This is a genomic window from Streptomyces sp. NPDC044002 (assembly GCF_056434525.1).
This window is the reverse complement of record NZ_JBWKEZ010000019.1, coordinates 69,865-88,885: the sequence shown is the minus strand read 5'-3', so window position 1 is coordinate 88,885 and position 19,021 is coordinate 69,865. Positions and strand designations below refer to the sequence as shown.

Sequence of the window (19,021 nt, the reverse complement as noted above, 5' to 3'; positions counted from 1 at the left end):
TTCATCTCTTTACATCTCCTTGCGGTGCCAGTGACCGAAAGGGCTCCGCTTCGTTCCCCCGGACGGAGGTGTACGTCATGGTGGCTCCCCCGGACAAGGCCCGGCCCGACCAGGCCCCACCGCAGGACGACCTGCTCTGGGCCCGGTCCCTGCACTACTCCCACGGAGGCACGCCCGGCCTGATCGGGGTCTCCGCCGGAGTCCGCCAGGGTGAGATCCTCGCCGTGACCGGCCCGCGCGGCTGCGGGAAGACCACCCTGCTGCGCTGTCTGGCCGGGCAGCTGCTGCCCGAGCAGGGCGAGGTCTGGTTCAACAGCGTCCCCGTCCACACCCTGGGCACCGCCGCCCGCGAACGCCTGCGCCGCGACCGGTTCGCCTGGATCGGCCCCGAACCGCAGCTGCTGCCCGAGCTCAAGGTCTGGGAGAACGCCGCCCTGCCCCTCCTGATCGGCGGCGCCCCGCACCGCGCCGCCCGCCGGGCCGCCCTCGAATGGCTGGAGCGCCTCGACCTCGACCGCTTCGCCGGCAAGCGCCCCGGCGCCCTCAACCGCGCCGAGGCCCAGCGGGTCGCCCTGGCCCGCGCCCTGGTCGCGGAGCCCGCGGTGCTCTTCGCCGACGAGCCGACCGCCCCGCTGCACCGCGCCGAACGCGCACTGCTGCTGCGCACCCTGACCACGGCCGCCCGCTCCCACGGCATCACGGTCCTGCTGGCCACCCACGACGAGGAGGCCGCGGCCGGCGCCGACCGCGCGCTGGCCCTGCTCGACGGCCGCCCGGCCGGCGCCGCGGCCGCCGCCTCCGCCCTCACCACGGAGGACCAGGCCGCGTGCTCGCTCTCCGCCTAGTCCGCGGCTCCCGCCCCCTGGTCCAGCTGCGCCGGCTGCTGGTCGCGGCCGCCTCCGCCGGCAGCGGGTTCCTCCTGCTGTACGTCCTCGCGGACGCGACCGCCCGGCCCGCCGGATCGTTCCCTCGCCTGCTGTGGGCGCTGGTCCCGCTCGCCGCCACCGCCCAGTTCGCGGTGGCCGTCGCCCGCACCGACCCCGCGACCCGCCCCCGAGACGGGCTCGACGCCGCCGGGCTCGGCCCCGTACGGCTCACCCTGGTCGCGGCCCTCTCCACCGCCGTCGCGTGCGCCCTCGGCAGCGCCCTCGCCCTGGCCGCCTTCCTCCACCTGAGGGGCGACCTGGCGGGACTGCCCTTCGACGGAGCCGGCGCCCGCCTGCTGCACGCCGGCCGGCCCCTGCCGGTGGCCGCCGCCCTCACCCTGCTGGCCCTGGTCCCGCTGACGGCCGCCGCGGCCACCGCCCTCGCCCTGCGCCCCCGCCCGCCGCACTCCGGACTGGCCCCGCAGACCGGTGTCCCCTGGGGGGTGGCGCTGGCCGCCTGCGGGCTCGCCGCGCTGGCGTACGCGCGGCCCGGCGGAGCCGCCGTACCGGCCGGCTGCGCGCTGATCGCGGTCGGGCTGGCCCTCGCCGGCCCGGGACTGGCCTACGCCTGCGGGACCCTGGTGCAGGCCGTCCGGCCCGGGCTGCTGCGGCTGCTGGCCGGGCGCGGCCTCCAGGAGGAGGCGCCCCGGCTGGGACGGCCCCTCGGCGTGCTCACCGCCGTCGGCGCCGCCGCCCTCACCGCCCTCCCCCCGCACGGCCAGGGCGGCCCCCTCACCCCGCTCGGGCCGCTGACCGGCCCCGCCGCCGCCCTGGTGGCCCTCTGCGCGGCCGGGACCCTGCTCACCTCGGCCGTCGAGTCCCGGCAGGCCCGCACCGCCGCCCGGGAGGCGCTGGCCGGCCTCGGGGCTCCGGGCACGGTGCTGCGTACGGCCGCGGCCCTGCGGGCGGCCGCACTGCTCGCGGCCGCGGCGGGGCTCGGCTGGGGTGTGGCGCAGCTGACGTCGCTGGCTCTGACCCGCTGAGCCGGCCAGCCCTTAGGGTGGGCCGAATGGTCAACGCAGACATCGAGATCGAGACGCTCGCGGAGTTCGACCGGGTCGTCGCCCGGGGGTCCCTGAGCGGCTACCGGATCCAGTCGGTCAACCTCCTGGAGCGGAGCTTCGCCCTGCTGTCCGCCGACACCTCCGCGGCCGTGTTCCTGGGCTGCGCCATGGAGCCCGACGCCTCGGTGAAGGTCCGCGCGGACGGCGCGCTCGTCTTCCCGCCGATACCGGACCTGCCGTTCAACCCGTACCGGGGTCTGCTGTACACGGCCGAGGAGCTGTTCACCGGTCTGGCCGACGGCTACGAGACCACCCCGGACGCCCAGGCGTACGCCTGGTTCCAGGAGACCAAGTCCGACGGCGACGTCTTCTCCTCGATGCTCCGCTCCATCCACGACGACGCCATCTCCGACGCCCTCGACGAACACCTCGCGGGCGCCCGCGTCATCGGCGTGATGGGCGGCCACGCCATGGCCCGCGGCGGTACGGACTACCGCGGCGCGGCGGAACTGGGCCGGACCCTGGCCCGGTCCGGGCTGACGGTCGCCACCGGCGGCGGCCCGGGCGCGATGGAGGCCGCCAACCTGGGCGCCTACCTGGCGCCCGCGCCGGACGAGGCCCTGCCCGAGGCGCTGGAGCTGCTGGCGAAGGTGCCCTCCTTCAGCCCGTCCGTCTCCGACTGGGCGCGCGCCGCCTTCTCCGTACGGGAGCGCTGGCCGCTGGGCGGGGACTCGGTCGGGATCCCCACCTGGTTCTACGGCCACGAGCCGCCGAACGCCTTCGCGGGGCAGATCGCCAAGTACTTCGCGAACGCCACCCGCGAGGACGGGCTGCTCGCCCGGTCCAACGCGGGCGTGGTCTTCCTGCCGGGCGCCGCGGGCACCGTGCAGGAGGTCTTCGACAACGCCACGCCGAACTACTACGAGTCGCGGTCCGCGCCGACCCCGATGGTCCTGGTCGGCCGCGCCCACTGGACGGAGCGGCTGCCGGTCTGGCCGCTGCTGCGGGCGCTGGCGTCGGGCCGGGCGATGGAGTCGCGGATCGCGCTGGTGGACTCGGTGGACGAGGTCCCGGACGCGCTCGCCGCCATGGCCTGAGCCGGTCCCAGGGCAAAGAACCGGTCAACGAACTCCCTTGCGGAGGCAACTTCCCGGCCCGATATGACGTCTGGCAGAGGTACCGCCTTACCTGCCAGACGTTGAACGGAGCCTTCTGTGCTCATAGGCCTGCTGACCGCTGTCGCGGCGTCCATCTGCTACGGCACGGGCTCTGTCCTGCAAGCCGTGGGCTCGCGCCGCGCCGCCCGGATGTCCCCGGCCGCCGCCGGCGTGACCGCCCACGGCGGACCGAACCTGACCTCCACCGCCAAGGCCGCGATGACCTGGGAGTTCATCGTCGGCACCATCCTCGACTTCGTGGGCTTCGGGCTGGGCGCGCTGGCGGCCCGCATGCTGCCCCTGTTCCTCTCCCAGACGGTCATCAGCGCCAACCTGGTGATCACCGCCGTCCTCAGCGTGAAGATGCTGGGCATCCGGCTGACCCGCAAGGAATGGACCTCGATCGGCGTCGTCTGCGCGGCGCTGGTGCTGCTGGCGACCGCCGCCGGCCACGAGGGCGACCACCACGCCCCGATGTCCACCCACTGGTGGCTGCTGGCCGTGACCCTGGTCATCATCGTCGGCGGCACGGTGGCCGTGCGCTTCCTCGGCGCCCGGGCCGCGATCCTGGCGGGTCTGCTGTCCGGCCTGGCCTTCGGCGCGCTGGGCGTCGGCGTGCGCATCCTCGACGGCGTGGACCCCTTCGACCTGGCCACCCTCGCCACCGACCCGGCGCTGTACGCCATCCTCATCGCGGGCTTCGGAGGCATGTACCTGCACACGGTCGCCCTCCAGATCGGCTCGGTCAACGGTGCCACCGCCGCCCTGGTCGTCGGCGAGACGGTGCTGCCGGGCGCGATCGGCGTCCTGTGGCTCGGCGACGCCTCCCGCCCGGGGCTGGCCTGGCTCGCGGTGACCGGCTTCGTGCTGGCCGTCGCCGGCGCCGTCGCGGTGGCCTGGTACGGCAACCACGACGGGGCCGAGGAGCCCGCCGAGGAACCGGTTCCGGCACCGGTCGCCTGACCCTCCCGGCCCGGCCCCCGGCGGGCCGGGCCGGTATTCACTCCCGTGGGGTCCCCCCGGTGGCGGGGGCCCGGCGGGTGCCGCCTGCTGGGGGCATGGAGTCCACCACCACGCGGATGCGCACGCCACGGGCCGCCGGGACGGCCGGGCTCGTCTTCGCCGTGCTGCTCGCGGTGGCGATCGTGCTGATGAGGCTCGCCATCCCCTCCGGGAGCCCCTCCGACGCCCCCGTCGCCGACGCCGACCGCTGGGCCGTCCGGCTGGCCCTGGAGATCGTCCCCTTCGCCGGGATCTTCTTCCTCTGGTTCATGGGAGCCCTGCGCGCGCACTCCGGCGGGGGCGAGGACCGGTTCGTCGCGGCGGTGTTCCTCGGCAGCGGCTACGTCTTCGTCGGGACCCTGTTCGTCGCCGCCGCCGCGGCCGGCACCGTGCTCCAGGAGACCGTCCCGCCGTCCGGATTCGGCCGCCCCTTCGCGTACACCGTGCTCACCACGTACGCGATGCGCATGGCGGCCGTCTTCGTCTTCGTGACCTCCACCATCGGGCGCCGCCTGGGCTTCTTCCCGCGCCCGCTGGTCGCGCTGGGCTTCGCCACCGGGCTGGTGCTGCTCCTCCTCGGCTCCGGGGTGCCCTGGGCCGAGATGGTCTTCCCGTTCTGGGTGCTCGTCGTCAGCCTGCACGTCCTGCGCACCAACCTGCGCCGGACCGCCTGAGGCCCGGCCCGTCCGTCCCGGCGGGCGGCGCACGGGTCTCGCGCGCATGCTGGAGAGCGGGAGGGTGTCGGGGGTCCGTGGGGGTCAACAGGTCACGGAAAGGCTGATGCCCCATGAGGCTTGTCGTGGACCTCAACCGGTGCCAGGGGTACGCGCAGTGCGCGTTCCTCGCACCGGACGTCTTCGCCATGCACGGCGACGAGTCCCTGCTCTACGACCCGCAGCCCGACGAGGAGCACCGCGAGGACGTCGTCCGCGCCGTCCACGCCTGCCCCGTCCGGGCCATCCTGCTGGACGCGGTGAACGGGTCCCTGTCGACCGCGGAGGCGCGTGGTGAGCGGTGACGCAGCCCTGGAGCGGCTCAAGCGCGAAGGCCGCATCGTCGTCGTGGGAGCCTCCCTGGCCGGCCTGCGGGCCGCCGAGACCCTGCGCGAGAAGGGGTTCGCCGGATCCCTGACGATGATCGGCGACGAACCCCACGAGCCGTACGACCGGCCCCCGCTGTCCAAGCAGGTCCTGCTCGGCAAGGCCACCGCGGACCGCACGGCCCTCCCCCGGCGCCTGGACATCGACGCCAAGTGGCGGCTCGGCGTACCGGCCGCCGGCCTGGACATGAAGGCCCGCCGGGTCCGCCTCGCCGACGGGGACGAGGTGGAGTACGACCGGCTCCTGATCGCCACCGGCGTCCGCGCCCGGCCGTGGCCCAAGCCCGAGGAGGGCGCCCTCGACGGGGTCTTCGTCCTGCGCACCCGGGACGACGGCGCGGCCCTGGAACGCGCGCTCGCGGCGGGGCCCGGCCGGGTCCTCGTCATCGGCGCCGGGTTCACCGGCTCCGAAATCGCCTCCGCCTGCCGGGAACGCGGCCTGGCCGTCACCGTGGCGGAACGCGGCGACGCGCCCCTGGTCGGCGCGCTCGGCGGGGTGGTCGGAGCGGTCGCGGCCGAGATGCACCGCGAGAACGGGGTGGACCTGCGCACCGGGATCATGGTGACGGCGCTGGAGGGCGACTCCTCCGGCAGGGTCCGCGCCGCGCACCTCTCCGACGGCACCACGCTGGAGGCGGAGGTGGTGGTCGTCTCGCTCGGCGCCCAGCGCAACACCGAGTGGCTGACCGGGTCCGGACTCGGCGCCGGCCCGCGCGGCATCGCCTGCGACGCGGGCTGCCGGGCCTTCGACATCTGGGGCATCGTCACCGACGACATCTACGTGGCCGGCGACGTGGCCCGCTCCCCGCACGCCCTCTTCGGCTACCAGTTCCTGTCCCTGGAGCACTGGGGCAACGCCGTCGCCCAGGCCGAGACTGCCGCGCACAACATGCTCAGCGAGAGCGCGGAGCGCCGCCCGCACGTATGGGTCCCGGCCTTCTGGTCGTCCCAGTTCGGGGTGAACATCAAGTCGGTCGGGGTCCCCTCGATGGGGACCGAGATCGTCATCACCCAGGGCTCGCGCGCCGAGCGCCGGTTCGTCGGCGTCTACGGCTACCAGGGGCGCGTCATCGGTGCCGTCACCTTCGACCAGTGCCGCTGGCTGGACTTCTACGAGCAGCAGATCGAGCAGACCGCGCCGTTCCCGCCGCCCTACTCGACGGTGGACCGCAGGCCCGAGGGGAACCGGCCGCTGGACGCGGACTTCCCCGACCCGTCGGTGCCCACGCACGGCCCGACGATCACCCTGAGCGGCTACTCACCGGCCGACCGGCGGATGACGTTCACGCCGGCGCACAACTGAGCACGAGGACCTCTCATGACTGAAGGCATCCTGCGGCAGATCCTCGACTACTCCAGCCGGGCCAATCCGTACCCCCTGTACGCGGAGCTCCGCAAGACCCCGGTGTTCCACGACGGGGACGGCCCGTACGTCCTCAGCACGTACCACGAGATCAAGGGCCTGCTGCACGATCCGCGGATCAGCTCCGACTCCCGCAACCTGACGGCGGTCCCCGGAGACCCGCTGAGCGAGGCCGGCGAGGACGAGGGGGAGGGCGTCCTGCCGCCCTCCTTCCTGAAGCTGGACCCGCCCGACCACGACCGGCTGCGCCGGATGACGAACCGCCCGTTCGGGCCGCCGCATTCTCCGCGCCGCGTCGAGCAGATGCGCGGTGAGCTGGGCGGCATCGTCAAGGGGCTGGTCGACGCGATCGCCAAGGAGGGCGACCCCGCGCGGATCGACCTGGTCGAGGAGTTCTCGTACCCGTTCCCGGTCACGGTGATCTGCCGGCTGCTGGGCATCCCGCCCGAGGACGAGGCGCGCTTCCACGTCTGGGCCGACACCCTCGCCGCGAGCCTGGACCCGGATCCGGACGCCGATCCCGCCGAGCGCGCGGACAAAACGAAGGGCGCCCGGATGGAGCTCGGCATGTACCTGGCCGGGCTGATCGAGGAGCGGCGCAAGAACCCCACCGGGGACATGCTGTCGGAGCTGGCGACCGGGCAGGGCCCGGACGGCACCATGACCACGATGGAGGTGCTCAGCACGGCGGCGCTGCTGCTGATCGCGGGGCACGAGACCACCGTCAACCTGATCACGAACGGCATGCTCACCCTGCTGAGACATCCGGAGCACCTGGCCCGGCTGCGTGCCGAGCCGGACCTCGGCGTGCCGATCGTGGAGGAGCTGCTGCGCTACGAGCCGCCGGTGCAGCTGCTGCCGCAGCGCAGCACCCTCTCCGACATCGAGGTGGCGGGGGTGACCATCCCCAAGGGCTCCTCGCTCTGGCTGATCCTGGCCTCCGGGAACCGCGACCCGAAGCGGTTCGAGGACCCGGACCGCTTCGACCCGGACCGCCAGGACGTCCAGCACCTCGGCCTCGGCAGCGGTATCCACAGCTGCTTCGGCGCGCCGCTGGCCCGGCTGGAGGCGGCGCTGGCGCTGAGCGAGCTGGCCCGCAGGCTGGAGAACCCCCGGCTGCTGGAGGACCCGCCGCCCTACCGGCAGAACGCGGTCCTGCGCGGCCCGCGCCACCTGCCGATCGCCGTCGACGGCATCCGGGACTAGCCCGAGACGGCCCGGCCCGGAAGGACGACGACCTCCGACGGGCTGAACGCCACCGCGACCCGGTCCCCCACGGCCGGCGCGGTGGCCAGCTCGCACTCGGCCTCCAGTACGGGCCCCGACGCGGGCCTCAGCCGCAGGGCCACGTGCGTGCCGCGGAAGGTCCGGGACTCCACCACGCAGCCCAGCCCGGCCTCGCACAGCACCACCCCGGCGGGGCGGACCAGCAGCCGGCACTCCCCCTCGGGCGTGCCGGCCGGGACCGGCAGCCTGCCCCACGCGGTCGCGGCGGCGGTACCGGCCACCGTGCCCGGGAGCACGTTCTCGAAGCCGAGGAAGCGGGCCACGAACTCCGACGCGGGCCGCTGCCACACCTCCAGCGGGGTCCCGGCCTGCGCGATCCGCCCGTCCCGCATCACCACCACCCGGTCGGCCAGCGCGAAGGCCTCGCCCTGGTCGTGGGTGACGGCCAGGACGGTGGTGCCCAGCCGGGAGAACAGCCCCTGGAGCTCGACCACCAGCCGCTCGCGCAGCCCCCGGTCCAGCTGGCCGAGCGGCTCGTCCAGCATCAGCAGCCGGGGCGAGGGGGCCAGTGCCCGGGCGAGGGCGACCCGCTGCTGCTCCCCGCCGGACAGCGAGGAGACCGCCCGGCCCTGGGCCCCCGGGAGCCCGACCAGCTCCAGCAGCTCCGCGACCCGGGCCCGGTACGAGCCCTTCGGGGTGCCCTGCACGCGCAGGCCGAAGGAGACGTTCCCGCCGACGTCCCGGTGCGGGAACAGCTGGTGGTCCTGGAACATCAGGCCCACCCCCCGCCGGTGGACCGGCACCCCGGCCTGGTCGGCGCCTCCGAGCAGCACCCGCCCCGCGGAGACCTGCTGGAGGCCGGCCACCACCCGCAGCAGGGTGGACTTGCCGCTGCCGCTGGGGCCCAGCACGCACACGGTCTCGTGCTCGGCGACCTCCAGGTCGACCGCGTCCACGACCGCCCGGTCGCCGAAGCGGACCGTCACCCCTTCGAGCCGGAGCAGGGTCATCAGAACTCTCCCGAGGTCTTGTCGGGTCGCAGTCGCTCCAGCACCAGCAGGGACACCGCGCACACCAGCATCAGAATCGTGCTCAGGGCCATGGCCTGCCCGTAGTTCATCTCCCCGGCCCTCCCCAGCAGCCGCGCCACGGCCACCGGCAGCGTCGGGTGGTCGGGCCGGGCGATGAAGACGGTCGCACCGAACTCGCCCAGCGAGACGGCGAAGGCGAATCCGGCCGCGATCAGCAGCGCCCGCCGCACCAGCGGCAGGTCCACCTCGCGCCAGGCCCGCAGCGGCGAGGCACCGAGCACGGCGGCCGCCTCCCGCAGCCGGCCGTCGACGGCCCGCAGCACCGGCAGCATGGTCCGTACGACGAACGGCACCCCGACCAGCGCCTGCGCGAGCGGCACCAGGATCCACGAGGTCCGCAGGTCCAGCGGCGGCTCGTCCAGGGTGATCAGGAACCCGAAGCCCACCGTCACGGCGGACACCCCGAGCGGCAGCATCAGCAGCGCGTCGAAGCCGCGTACGAATCGGCCCCCGCGCCGCGTCAGGGCCGCGGCGGCGAGCCCCCCGACGGCCAGGGCGATGGCGGTGGCGGCCAGCGCGTACTGGAGGGAGTTCCAGACCGCCTCCAGCGGCGGCACCAGAAACGTTCCGCCCCCGGAGCCCGCGTCCTGCAGCGCCCGGTAGAAGCCGAGGCCGTACCCGCCCGGGGCGTCGAAGGACCGCTCCACCAGCACCGCCAGCGGCGCCACCACCAGCAGCGCCACCGACAGCAGCACCCCGCCCAGCAGGCCCCGCTGCGCCCAGCCGCGCGGCGGACGGGCGGTGCGCGAGGGGTCGACGAGCCGCAGCGCGGTCTCCCGCCGGCGCACGGTCCACGCGTGCACGGCGAGGACGGCGGCGATGGCCGCGAACTGCACCATCGTCAGCACGGCGGCGGTCGGCAGGTCCAGCAGCTGCGCCGTCTGCCGGTAGACCTCCACCTCCAGGGTGGCGTACGCGGGCCCGCCCAGGATCTGCACGACGCCGAAGGAGCTGAACGTGAACAGGAAGACCATCAGCGAGGCCGCGGCCACCGCCGGCCCGAGCGCGGGCAGCACCACCCGCCGCCACGCCGCGAACCGCCCGGCGCCCAGCACCCGCGCGGCCTCCTCCTGGCGCGGGTCCAGCTGCGCCCAGAGCCCGCCGACGGTCCGCACCACGACGGCGTAGTTGAAGAAGACGTGGGCGAGCAGGATCGCCCACACGGTGGTGTCCAGCCGGACGCCCCACAGCTCGTCGAGCAGCCCTCCCCGCCCGACCAGCGCGAGGAAGGCACTGCCGACGACCACGGTCGGCAGCACGAAGGGGACGGTGACCAGCGCGCGCAGCAGCTGCTTGCCGGGGAACTCCAGGCGCGCGAAGACGTACGCGCCCGGCAGCGCGAGGAGCAGGGTGAGGGCGGTCGAGGCGAGCGCCTGCCAGGTGGTGAACCACAGCACGCCGCCGATGTCGGGCCGGGCGAGGACCTCGCCGATCCGGCCGAACTGCCAGCCCTCGTCCGTCTTGAGCCCGCGGCCGACGATCGCGGCGACGGGGTAGGCGAAGAACAGTCCGAAGAAGGCGAGCGGCACGGCCATCAGAGCGAGTCTGACGGCCGTGGCGCGCCCGCCCTCCGCGGGAAGGCGCTCTACTTCACGACGAGCGAGGACCACGTCTTGACCCACTGCTCACGGTTCTTGGCGATGGCCTCCGGAGCGACGTTCTCCGGCTTGTCGACCACGACACCGTGCTTCGTGAACAGCTCCGGCAGCTTCGCGTCCTTGACGACCGGGTTCACGAACATCTGGAGCGGCATGTCCTCCTGGAACTTCTTGGAGACCAGGAAGTCGATGAGGGCCTTGCCGCCCTCCTCGTTCTTCGCGCCCTTGAGCAGGCCCGCGAACTCGACCTGGCGGAAGCAGGTTCCGGTGGCCACGCCCGTGGGCGCCTCGGCCGGCTGCGGCTCGCCGTAGAGGACCTCGACCGGCGGGCTGGAGGCGTAGGAGACGACCAGCGGGCGGTCGCCCTTGGCCTTCTTGCCGCCGGCGGAGCCGGAGAAGCGCTCGTTGTAGGCCTGCTCCCAGCCGTCGACGACCTCGACGCCGTTGGCCTTGAGCTTGCTCCAGTAGTCCTTCCAGCCCTCCTCGCCGTACTTGCCGACGGAGGCGAGGAGGAAGCCGAGGCCGGGCGAGGAGGTCGCGGCGTTCTCGGTGACCAGCAGGTTCTTGTACTCCGGCTTGACCAGGTCGTCCAGCGTCTGCGGCGGGGCGATCTTCTTGTCGGCGAAGTACGCCTTGTCGTAGTTGACGCAGATGTCGCCGGAGTCGACCGGGGTGACGCGGTGCTGCTTGTCGAGCACGAACTCGGGCTTCACCGTGTCCAGGCCCTTGGCCTGGTAGGGGGTGAAGACGCCGTTGTCGAGGGCGCGCGAGAGCAGGGTGTTGTCGACGCCGAAGAAGACGTCGCCGCGCGGGGAGCCCTTGGTGAGGATCTCCTGGTTGAGGGCGGCGCCGGCGTCGCCGGACTTCAGCACCTTGACGGTGTAGCCGCTCTGCTGCTCGAACTCCTTGAGGACCGCCTCGGTCACGTTGAAGGAGTCGTGGGAGACGAGCGTGACCGTCTTGGACTTCGGGGCGTCGCTCGCGCCCGCGGACTTGTCCTTGGCGTCGCCGCCGCCGCAGGCGCTGAGCGTGGTCACGCCGAGCGCGGCCGCGAGCGCCGCGCCCGCGATCTTCTTGGTGGTGCTCACTGGTGATTCCTCCTGGGATGACCAGGAGAAGACGCGGCCCTGCCCGGCGCTCTGTGGGAGCGGACGCCGGGCAGGGCGCAACAGCTTGAGTGGTGACCGAACTTCCTACCCCGAATGACCGGGGCGAGGTTCAGAGGGTCTGCGGATGACGGATGCCGCACTCTCAGCGCTGTGGCGCTCCCCTGTCGGAATATGCAATTGGTTCGGCCACAGGGTACCCCGTGGCCGATTTACGCGGACCCGTGACCGGAATCTAGCGTTCCGAGGCGGCGAGCTGGCCGCAGGCGCCGTCGATCTCCTGGCCGCGGGTGTCGCGGACGGTCACGGGCACCCCGTGGCGGGCGATCGCCTCGACGAAGGCCTTCTCGTCCTCGGGGCGCGAGGCGGTCCACTTCGAGCCAGGCGTCGGGTTCAGCGGGATCAGGTTGACGTGCACGCGCTTGCCCTTGAGCAGGCGGCCGAGCAGGTCGCCGCGCCAGGCCTGGTCGTTGATGTCGCGGATCAGGGCGTACTCGATGGAGATCCGGCGGCCGGACTTCTCCGCGTACTCCCAGGCGGCGTCGAGGACCTCGCGGACCTTCCAGCGCGTGTTCACGGGGACGAGGGTGTCGCGCAGCTCGTCGTCCGGGGCGTGCAGGGAGACCGCGAGGCGGCACTTGAAGCCCTCGTCGGCGAACCGCAGCATCGCCGGGACCAGGCCGACGGTGGAGACGGTGATGCCGCGCTGCGACAGGCCCAGGCCGTCGGGCTCCGGGTCGGTGAGGCGGCGGATGGCGCCGACGACGCGCTTGTAGTTCGCGAGCGGCTCGCCCATGCCCATGAAGACGATGTTGGAGAGCCGGGCCGGGCCGCCGGGGACCTCGCCGTCGCGCAGGGCGCGCATGCCGTCGACGATCTGGTGCACGATCTCGGCGGTGGAGAGGTTGCGGTCCAGGCCGGCCTGGCCGGTGGCGCAGAACGGGCAGTTCATGCCACAGCCGGCCTGCGAGGAGATGCACATCGTCACCCGGTCGGGGTAGCGCATCAGCACGGACTCGACGAGCGTGCCGTCGTGCAGCTTCCACAGGGTCTTGCGGGTGGTGTCGTTGTCGCAGCTGATGTGCCGCACGACGTTCATGAGCTCCGGCAGCAGCTCCTGCTGGAGCTTCTCCCGCGCGGCGGCGGGGATGTCCGTCCACTCGGCCGGGTCGTGCGCGTAGCGGGCGAAGTAGTGCTGGGAGAGCTGCTTGGCCCGGAACGGCTTCTCGCCGATCGCGGCCACCGCCTCGCGGCGCTCGGCCGGCGTGAGGTCGGCGAGGTGCCGCGGGGGCTTCTTCGCTCCTCGGGGCGCGACGAAGGTGAGCTCGCCCGGAACGGGACGGGGGGCCATGCTGTACTCCTCGGTACGACGGGGTGGGGGTCACCCCGCGCGTGCAGGGCCGGTCCGCGGCGACTCGGCCGCCGGACGGAAAAGGCGCGCCACGTGCACGTGGCGCGCCCTCCAGGATAACCCGGCCCGGACCGGTCAGCCGGTGCCGACGAACGCCGCCAGCAGCAGCCAGACCACCGGAGCGGTCGGCAGCAGCGAGTCCAGCCGGTCCATGATGCCGCCGTGACCCGGGAGCAGCGTGCCCATGTCCTTGATGCCCAGGTCACGCTTGATCATCGACTCGCCGAGGTCGCCCAGGGTGGCGGAGACCGCCACCGCGAGGCCCAGCAGCAGGCCCTGCCACCAGGCGCCGTCGTCGATGAGGAACTCCATGCACAGGGCGCCGGCCGCCATCGCGAAGGCCACCGCCCCGAAGAGCCCCTCGCGGGTCTTGCCGGGGCTGATGCGCGGGGCCAGCTTGGTCTTGCCGAAGCGCCAGCCGACCGCGTACGCCCCGGTGTCGCTGACCACGGTCAGCAGCAGGAAGGTCACCACCCGCTGCGGACCGTCGTCGGGGGTCAGCAGCATCGCGACGAAGGTGGCCAGGAAGGGCACGTAGAACGCCGCGAAGACGCCGGCCGTGACGTCCTTGAGGTAGTCCTCGGGGGGCTCCGTCATCCGCCACACGAGGACGGCCAGCGCGGTGAGCGCCATCGCCACCCAGGCGCCCTCGGCCCCGCGGACGTACCCGGCGATGATCATCGCCGCGCCGCCGACCGCGAGCGGGACCAGCGGGGCCTTGATGCCCTTCTTCTCCTGGAGCCGGGAGGTGAGCTCCCACAGGCCGACCACGACCGCGACGACGATGACGCCGACGAAGACGGCCTTGACGATGAACAGCGAAGCGAAGATCACCGCACCGAGGCCGACGCCGACCCCTATGGCGGCACGCAGATCCCGCCCCGCGCGCTTCTTCTGCGGCGGGGGCGAGGCGTCCTGCGGGGCCTGCGGAGGCGGAGGCGGGGGGCTGGGCATGGGCTCCTGCAACGGCGTCTCGGCGCGGAACGGGGGGCCGCCGGCGAAGGCGGCCCCCCGATCGCGTGCTTCCCGGTCGTCGAAGGCACGGCCGGCGGCATCGGGCACGATGGGCATGGGCGCAGTCTGCGGGCCCACCAGCGCATCGTATGCGGGACCCGCCGGAACCGGCTCAGCGGCCCAGGGAGAGTCGTTCATCAGACCTCGAGGAGCTCGGCTTCCTTGTGCTTGAGCAGCTCGTCCACCTGCGCGACGTACTTCGCGGTGGTGTCGTCGAGCTCCTTCTCGGCGCGGCGCACCTCGTCCTCGCCGGCCTCCTTGTCCTTGACCAGCTTGTCGAGGGCGTCCTTGGCCTTGCGGCGCACGGAGCGGATGGAGACCCTGGAGTCCTCGGCCTTGGTCTTGGCGACCTTGATGAACTCCTTGCGGCGGTCCTGCGTCAGCTCCGGGAAGGTCACCCGGATGATGCGGCCGTCGTTGCTCGGGTTGACACCGAGGTCGGAGTCCCGGATCGCCTGCTCGATGTTGCGCAGCGCGGAGGCGTCGAACGGCGTCACGATCGCCATGCGCGGCTCGGGCACGGCGAAGGAGGCGAGCTGGTTGATGGGCGTGATGGCGCCGTAGTAGTCCGCCACGATCTTGTTGAACATCGCCGGGTGCGCACGGCCGGTGCGGATCGCGGCGAAGTCCTCCTTGGCGACGACGACGGCCTTCTCCATCTTCTCCTCGGCCTCGAGGAGGATTTCTTCGATCACCACGTGCTCCTGCATGTCAGATATGGATGGTTCAGGCGGGCGCGGGCGGTCCGGGCCGCCCGGACCGGACCCCTGCGGGTCCGGCTCGGTGGGCTCAGGCCCGGGTGCCCTGGTCGCTCACGAGCGTGCCGATCTTCTCACCCTTGACGGCGCGGGCGATATTGCCTTCGGCGAGCAGCTCGAAGACCAGGATCGGCAGCTGGTTGTCGCGGCACAGCGTGATGGCCGTGGCGTCGGCGACCTTGAGGTCCCGGGACAGCACCTCGCTGTACTCCAGCGCGTCGAACTTCACCGCGTCCGGGTTGGTCTTCGGGTCGGAGTCGTAGACCCCGTCGACACCGTTCTTGCCCATGAGGAGGGCTTCGGCGTCGATCTCCAGGGCGCGCTGGGCGGCCGTGGTGTCGGTGGAGAAGTAGGGCATGCCCATGCCCGCGCCGAAGATGACGACGCGGCCCTTCTCCAGGTGGCGCACGGCGCGCAGCGGGATGTACGGCTCCGCGACCTGCCCCATGGTGATGGCCGTCTGGACCCGGCTGTCGATGCCCTCCTTCTCCAGGAAGTCCTGGAGGGCGAGGCAGTTCATGACGGTTCCGAGCATGCCCATGTAGTCGGACCGGGCCCGGTCCATGCCGCGCTGCTGAAGCTCCGCGCCGCGGAAGAAGTTGCCGCCGCCGATGACGACCGCGATCTCGGCCCCGTCGCGGACCACGGCCGCGATCTCGCGGGCGATGGCGTGCACGACGTCGGGGTCGACACCCAGTCCGCCGCCGCCGGAGAAGGCTTCGCCGGACAGCTTCAGCATGAAGCGGCGACCCTTCTTCTCGTGGTCGCTCTTGTCGTCGGATGCGGTGTGGGGGTCCACGCCCTGATTCATGGAGATCTCCTCGTGCACATACGAAGAAGGCCATTGCCGGTGGGTCCTTGCGGTTCCCTCTGCGGCAATGGCCTCCTCGTCAGATCTGCGGTCGTCCTGCGCGAGCGCGGACGACTGCTTCAGACCCTATAGGGGTCCGGTGTCCGTCGTGTACGGACGGACTCAGATGCCGACCTTGATGCGGGTGAACGCCTTCAGGGTGACACCGGCCTCTTCCAGAACCTTCTGGACGGACTTCTTGTTGTCCAGGGCGTACGGCTGGCCGAGCAGCGTGGCGTCCTTGAAGAAGCCGTTGACGCGACCCTCGACGATCTTGGCGATCGCGGCCTCGGGCTTGCCCTCGGCGCGGGTGACCTCTTCGGCGACGCGGCGCTCGGACTCGACGACCTCGGCCGGGACGTCCTCGGCGGTCAGGTACTTCGGCGAGAACGCGGCGATGTGCTGGGCGATGCCCTTGGCCAGCTCGGCGTCGGCCTTGTCCAGCTCGACCAGGACACCGATCTGCGGGGGCAGGTCGGGCATGGTGCGGTGCATGTAGGAGGCCACGAAGGCACCCTCGTACGCCGCGAAGCGGTCCAGGACGATCTTCTCGCCGAGGTTGGCGTTGGCCTCGTCCACGAACGCCTGGACGGTCTTGCCGGCCTCGATCTCGGACGCCAGCAGCGCCTCGATGTCCGCCGGCTTGGTGGCGGCCACGTGGGCGGCGAGCTGGTCGGCGACGGCCAGGAACTTCGGGCTCTTGGCGACGAAGTCCGTCTCGCACTTGAGCTCGACGAGCACGCCGGAGGTGGCGTCCTCGGAGATCAGGGAGGTGACGGCACCGTTCTCGGCGGAACGGCCCTCGCGCTTGGCGACACCCTTCAGGCCCTTGATACGCAGGGCCTCGACGGCCTTGTCGACGTCGCCGTCGGACTCGACCAGGGCCTTCTTGCAGTCCATCATGCCGGCGCCGGTGAGCTCGCGGAGCTTCTTGACGTCAGCGGCGGTGTAGTTCGCCATGAGTCTGTGATTCTCTCTCGAAGTCGTAGATCTACGGGTGAACGGCGGAGGAGCGCGCTCGTGGCGCGGCTCCCCCGCCGTCATCGTCCGTGCTGTGAGTGCCCGGCGAGTGAACGCCGGGCGCTCTCAGTGGGTCAGGCCTGCTCGGCGTCCGCGGCCGGGGCGGCCTCGGCAGCCGGGGCCTCGGCGGCGGGGGCCTCGGCGTCAGCCTTCTTCTCACCCTCGAGCAGGTCGCGCTCCCACTCGGCGAGCGGCTCGGCGGCGGCCTTCTCGCCCGGCTTCGAGTCGCCGGTCGCGGCGCCGGAGCGGGCGATGAGGCCCTCGGCGACGGCGTCGGCGATCACGCGGGTGAGCAGGGTGACGGAGCGGATCGCGTCGTCGTTGCCCGGGATCTTGTAGTCGACCTCGTCGGGGTCGCAGTTGGTGTCGAGGATCGCGACGACCGGGATGTGCAGCTTGCGCGCCTCACCGACGGCGATGTGCTCCTTCTTGGTGTCGACGATCCAGACGGCGCTGGGAACCTTCGACATCTCGCGGATACCACCGAGGGTCTTCTCCAGCTTGGCCTTCTCGCGGGAGAGGACCAGGAGCTCCTTCTTGGTGAGACCCGAGGCGGCGACGTCCTCGAAGTCGATCGCCTCAAGCTCCTTCAGACGCTGGAGGCGCTTGTAGACGGTGGAGAAGTTGGTGAGCATGCCACCCAGCCAGCGCTGGTTGACGTACGGCATGCCGACGCGGGTCGCCTGCTCGGCGATGGCCTCCTGCGCCTGCTTCTTCGTACCGACGAACATGATGGAGCCACCGTGCGCGACGGTCTCCTTCACGAACTCGTAGGCGCGGTCGATGTACGACAGCGACTGGAGCAGGTCGATGATGTAGATGCCGTTGCGCTCGGTGAAGATGAAGCGCTTCATCTTCGGGTTCCAGCGACGGGTCTGGTGACCGAAGTGGACGCCGCTCTCCAGCAGCTCCCGCATCGTTACGACGGCCATGGCCATCTCCTTGGTTTCTCGGTTTTGGTTCCTGACGCCCCGCCGCGCCCTGCCCCTTGAGGGACCGAGAGACGCTTTCACCTGACCGGAACCGGTCGGCGCTGGGGCGTGCGAAGTCGACCCGGTGACCCGGATCGCCACAAGAAGTGTACGGGACCCGGCGGTATGCCGGGTGACGCCGTTGTCCACACCCCCTCGGCCGTCCACAGGCGCGGGCCGGGCGGGCCGCCCGCGCGGGATCCTGCCGTGCATGACGAAACTGCTGCTCATCCTGCTCCTGGCACTGCCCGGTCCACTGCCGGGGCCGCTTCCCGCACCCGGGCCGGCGGCTCCGGATCCCGCCGCGTCCGCGCCCGTCGCACCGGTGCGCGGCGGGGGCGCGGCGGGCGGGCCGCGGGGCGCGCGGCCGCTGCCCGCGCCGCTGTCCGTGGCGCGCTGGTGGGACCCGCCGCCGACCCCGTACGCGGCCGGCCACCGCGGTGTGGACCTGGCGGCGCCGGCCGGGTCGGAGGTACGGGCCGTGGGGCCGGGGCGGGTGCACTACGCGGGGCGGGTGGCGGGGCGCGGGGTGCTCTCGCTCACCCTGCCGGGCGGCCTGCGCACCACGTACGAGCCGGTGCGGCCGCTGGTGGCGCAGGGGGAGGCGGTCGAGGCGGGGCAGGTGGTGGCGGTGCTCACGGAGGGCTCCCACTGCCCGGGCCCCTGCCTGCACTGGGGCCTGCTGGCGGGCGAGGACGCCTATCTCAACCCGCTGGCCCTGCTGCCCGCCCCCACGCCCCGGCTGCTGCCGGGGGCTCCCCGGGGCGCGTCGCCGCGCCCGGGCCGGGGGCTCCTCAGGCCGTGACGCCCCGCAGGGCCATGGAGACGGCCGTCTCGGTGATCACGGCCGGGTCCTCGGCGGCGCCGAGCTCGATCCGGCGGGCCGCGGCGTCCACCACGCCCTGGAGCAGCATCGCGGACAGCCTCGGCTCCGGCAGCCCGAGGGCGCCCAGGGCCTCGACGATCATCGCCACCAGGCCGCCGTGGGCGGCGCGGATCTTCTCCCGCGCGCCGGCGTCCAGCTCGCCGGCGGAGATCGCCACCACCGCGCGGTGGCGCCGGTCCCCGACCAGCCCGAGCTGGGTGCGCACGTAGGCCTCGATCTTCGTCTCCGGCGTGGTCGCACGCTCCATCGCCGCCTCGATCTCGGCGGCCCAGACGGGGAAGTCCACCGCGCACAGCTCTTCGACGACGGCCGCGCGGGAGCGGAAGTACTCGTACACGGAGGACCGGGCGAGCCCGGTCCGCTCCGCGAGGGCGGGGAAGGTCAGGGCCTCCGTCCCGCCTTCGGACAACAGGGAACGAGCGGCGTCCAACAGGGCGCCGCGCTGCATCGACCGGTGCTCGGCCACGGAGGCCGCTCGAATCCTGGGCACGTCACCACTGTACGGAGGTCCCGCAAGGGGTGTCGGCCCCGCCGGCGG

General features: G+C 72.8%; 19 protein-coding genes. 9 read left to right on the top strand and 10 right to left on the bottom strand.

Features of this window, described 5'->3' with window-relative positions:
* The first annotated feature begins 77 nt into the window (after window positions 1-77).
* The 8 genes from AC07A6_RS17010 (at window position 78) to AC07A6_RS16975 (ending at window position 7,757) form a co-directional block, all read left to right on the top strand.
* Window positions 78-845 (top strand): ABC transporter ATP-binding protein, encoded by a 768-nt coding sequence (locus AC07A6_RS17010; protein ID WP_478777598.1) that lies wholly within the window; start codon window positions 78-80, stop codon window positions 843-845.
* Window positions 827-1,909 (top strand): hypothetical protein, encoded by a 1,083-nt coding sequence (locus AC07A6_RS17005; RefSeq protein WP_478777597.1) that lies wholly within the window; start codon window positions 827-829, stop codon window positions 1,907-1,909. The genes AC07A6_RS17010 and AC07A6_RS17005 overlap by 19 nt, the downstream gene beginning before the upstream one ends.
* 26 nt (window positions 1,910-1,935) lie before the next feature.
* Window positions 1,936-3,027: an LOG family protein gene (locus tag AC07A6_RS17000; protein WP_478777596.1), complete on the top strand. Its 1,092-nt coding sequence runs from the start codon at window positions 1,936-1,938 to the stop codon at window positions 3,025-3,027.
* A 117-nt stretch (window positions 3,028-3,144) separates the two neighbouring features.
* Complete coding sequence (locus tag AC07A6_RS16995) at window positions 3,145-4,050, top strand: DMT family protein (RefSeq protein ID WP_362457683.1); 906 nt, start codon at window positions 3,145-3,147, stop codon at window positions 4,048-4,050.
* A 95-nt stretch (window positions 4,051-4,145) separates the two neighbouring features.
* A complete protein-coding gene (locus AC07A6_RS16990) occupies window positions 4,146-4,763 on the top strand; it encodes a hypothetical protein (protein ID WP_362457677.1) in 618 nt (205 codons plus the stop codon).
* Between the two features lie 113 nt (window positions 4,764-4,876).
* Complete coding sequence (locus AC07A6_RS16985; RefSeq protein WP_362457675.1) at window positions 4,877-5,107, top strand: ferredoxin; 231 nt, start codon at window positions 4,877-4,879, stop codon at window positions 5,105-5,107.
* On the top strand, window positions 5,097-6,491 hold the full coding sequence (locus tag AC07A6_RS16980) for an NAD(P)/FAD-dependent oxidoreductase (protein WP_478777595.1): 1,395 nt from the start codon (window positions 5,097-5,099) through the stop codon (window positions 6,489-6,491). The genes AC07A6_RS16985 and AC07A6_RS16980 overlap by 11 nt, the downstream gene beginning before the upstream one ends.
* Before the next feature lie 15 nt (window positions 6,492-6,506).
* Window positions 6,507-7,757 (top strand): cytochrome P450, encoded by a 1,251-nt coding sequence (locus tag AC07A6_RS16975; RefSeq protein ID WP_386272627.1) that lies wholly within the window; start codon window positions 6,507-6,509, stop codon window positions 7,755-7,757.
* On the opposite strand, the gene AC07A6_RS16970 is transcribed toward AC07A6_RS16975, so the two are convergent.
* The 9 genes from AC07A6_RS16970 to rpsB all read right to left on the bottom strand — a co-directional run bounded on the left by AC07A6_RS16970 (window position 7,754) and on the right by rpsB (window position 17,558).
* Window positions 7,754-8,788 (bottom strand): ABC transporter ATP-binding protein, encoded by a 1,035-nt coding sequence (locus tag AC07A6_RS16970; RefSeq protein WP_478777594.1) that lies wholly within the window; start codon window positions 8,786-8,788, stop codon window positions 7,754-7,756. The two genes, AC07A6_RS16975 and AC07A6_RS16970, sit on opposite strands and share 4 nt — an antisense overlap.
* On the bottom strand, window positions 8,788-10,404 hold the full coding sequence (locus tag AC07A6_RS16965) for an ABC transporter permease (RefSeq protein WP_478777593.1): 1,617 nt from the start codon (window positions 10,402-10,404) through the stop codon (window positions 8,788-8,790). The genes AC07A6_RS16970 and AC07A6_RS16965 overlap by 1 nt, the downstream gene beginning before the upstream one ends.
* Before the next feature lie 50 nt (window positions 10,405-10,454).
* Window positions 10,455-11,555: a thiamine ABC transporter substrate-binding protein gene (locus AC07A6_RS16960; RefSeq protein WP_362457660.1), complete on the bottom strand. Its 1,101-nt coding sequence runs from the start codon at window positions 11,553-11,555 to the stop codon at window positions 10,455-10,457.
* 253 nt (window positions 11,556-11,808) lie between these two features.
* Complete coding sequence (gene rlmN, locus AC07A6_RS16955) at window positions 11,809-12,924, bottom strand: dual-specificity RNA methyltransferase RlmN (RefSeq protein ID WP_362457657.1); 1,116 nt, start codon at window positions 12,922-12,924, stop codon at window positions 11,809-11,811.
* A gap of 135 nt (window positions 12,925-13,059) precedes the next feature.
* Window positions 13,060-14,136: a phosphatidate cytidylyltransferase gene (locus AC07A6_RS16950; protein ID WP_478777592.1), complete on the bottom strand. Its 1,077-nt coding sequence runs from the start codon at window positions 14,134-14,136 to the stop codon at window positions 13,060-13,062.
* Window positions 14,136-14,693 (bottom strand): ribosome recycling factor, encoded by a 558-nt coding sequence (gene frr, locus AC07A6_RS16945; protein WP_125599131.1) that lies wholly within the window; start codon window positions 14,691-14,693, stop codon window positions 14,136-14,138. Before frr ends, AC07A6_RS16950 begins: the two co-directional genes overlap by 1 nt.
* 94 nt (window positions 14,694-14,787) lie before the next feature.
* On the bottom strand, window positions 14,788-15,567 hold the full coding sequence (pyrH, locus tag AC07A6_RS16940) for a UMP kinase (RefSeq protein WP_007266845.1): 780 nt from the start codon (window positions 15,565-15,567) through the stop codon (window positions 14,788-14,790).
* A 162-nt stretch (window positions 15,568-15,729) separates the two neighbouring features.
* Entirely contained in the window at window positions 15,730-16,566 is an 837-nt protein-coding gene (gene tsf / locus AC07A6_RS16935; RefSeq protein ID WP_362457651.1) for a translation elongation factor Ts, read from the bottom strand.
* A gap of 134 nt (window positions 16,567-16,700) precedes the next feature.
* Complete coding sequence (rpsB, locus tag AC07A6_RS16930; RefSeq protein ID WP_386274768.1) at window positions 16,701-17,558, bottom strand: 30S ribosomal protein S2; 858 nt, start codon at window positions 17,556-17,558, stop codon at window positions 16,701-16,703.
* 250 nt (window positions 17,559-17,808) lie between these two features.
* On the opposite strand from rpsB, the gene AC07A6_RS16925 reads away from it, so the two are divergent.
* The gene (locus AC07A6_RS16925; RefSeq protein WP_478777591.1) at window positions 17,809-18,402 is read left to right on the top strand and encodes a M23 family metallopeptidase; all 594 of its coding nucleotides are present in this window, start codon (window positions 17,809-17,811) and stop codon (window positions 18,400-18,402) included.
* Here AC07A6_RS16925 and AC07A6_RS16920 read toward each other — a convergent pair.
* Complete coding sequence (locus AC07A6_RS16920) at window positions 18,392-18,949, bottom strand: TetR/AcrR family transcriptional regulator (RefSeq protein ID WP_362457935.1); 558 nt, start codon at window positions 18,947-18,949, stop codon at window positions 18,392-18,394. The genes AC07A6_RS16925 and AC07A6_RS16920 overlap by 11 nt on opposite strands.
* Window positions 18,950-19,021: the final 72 nt, after the last annotated feature.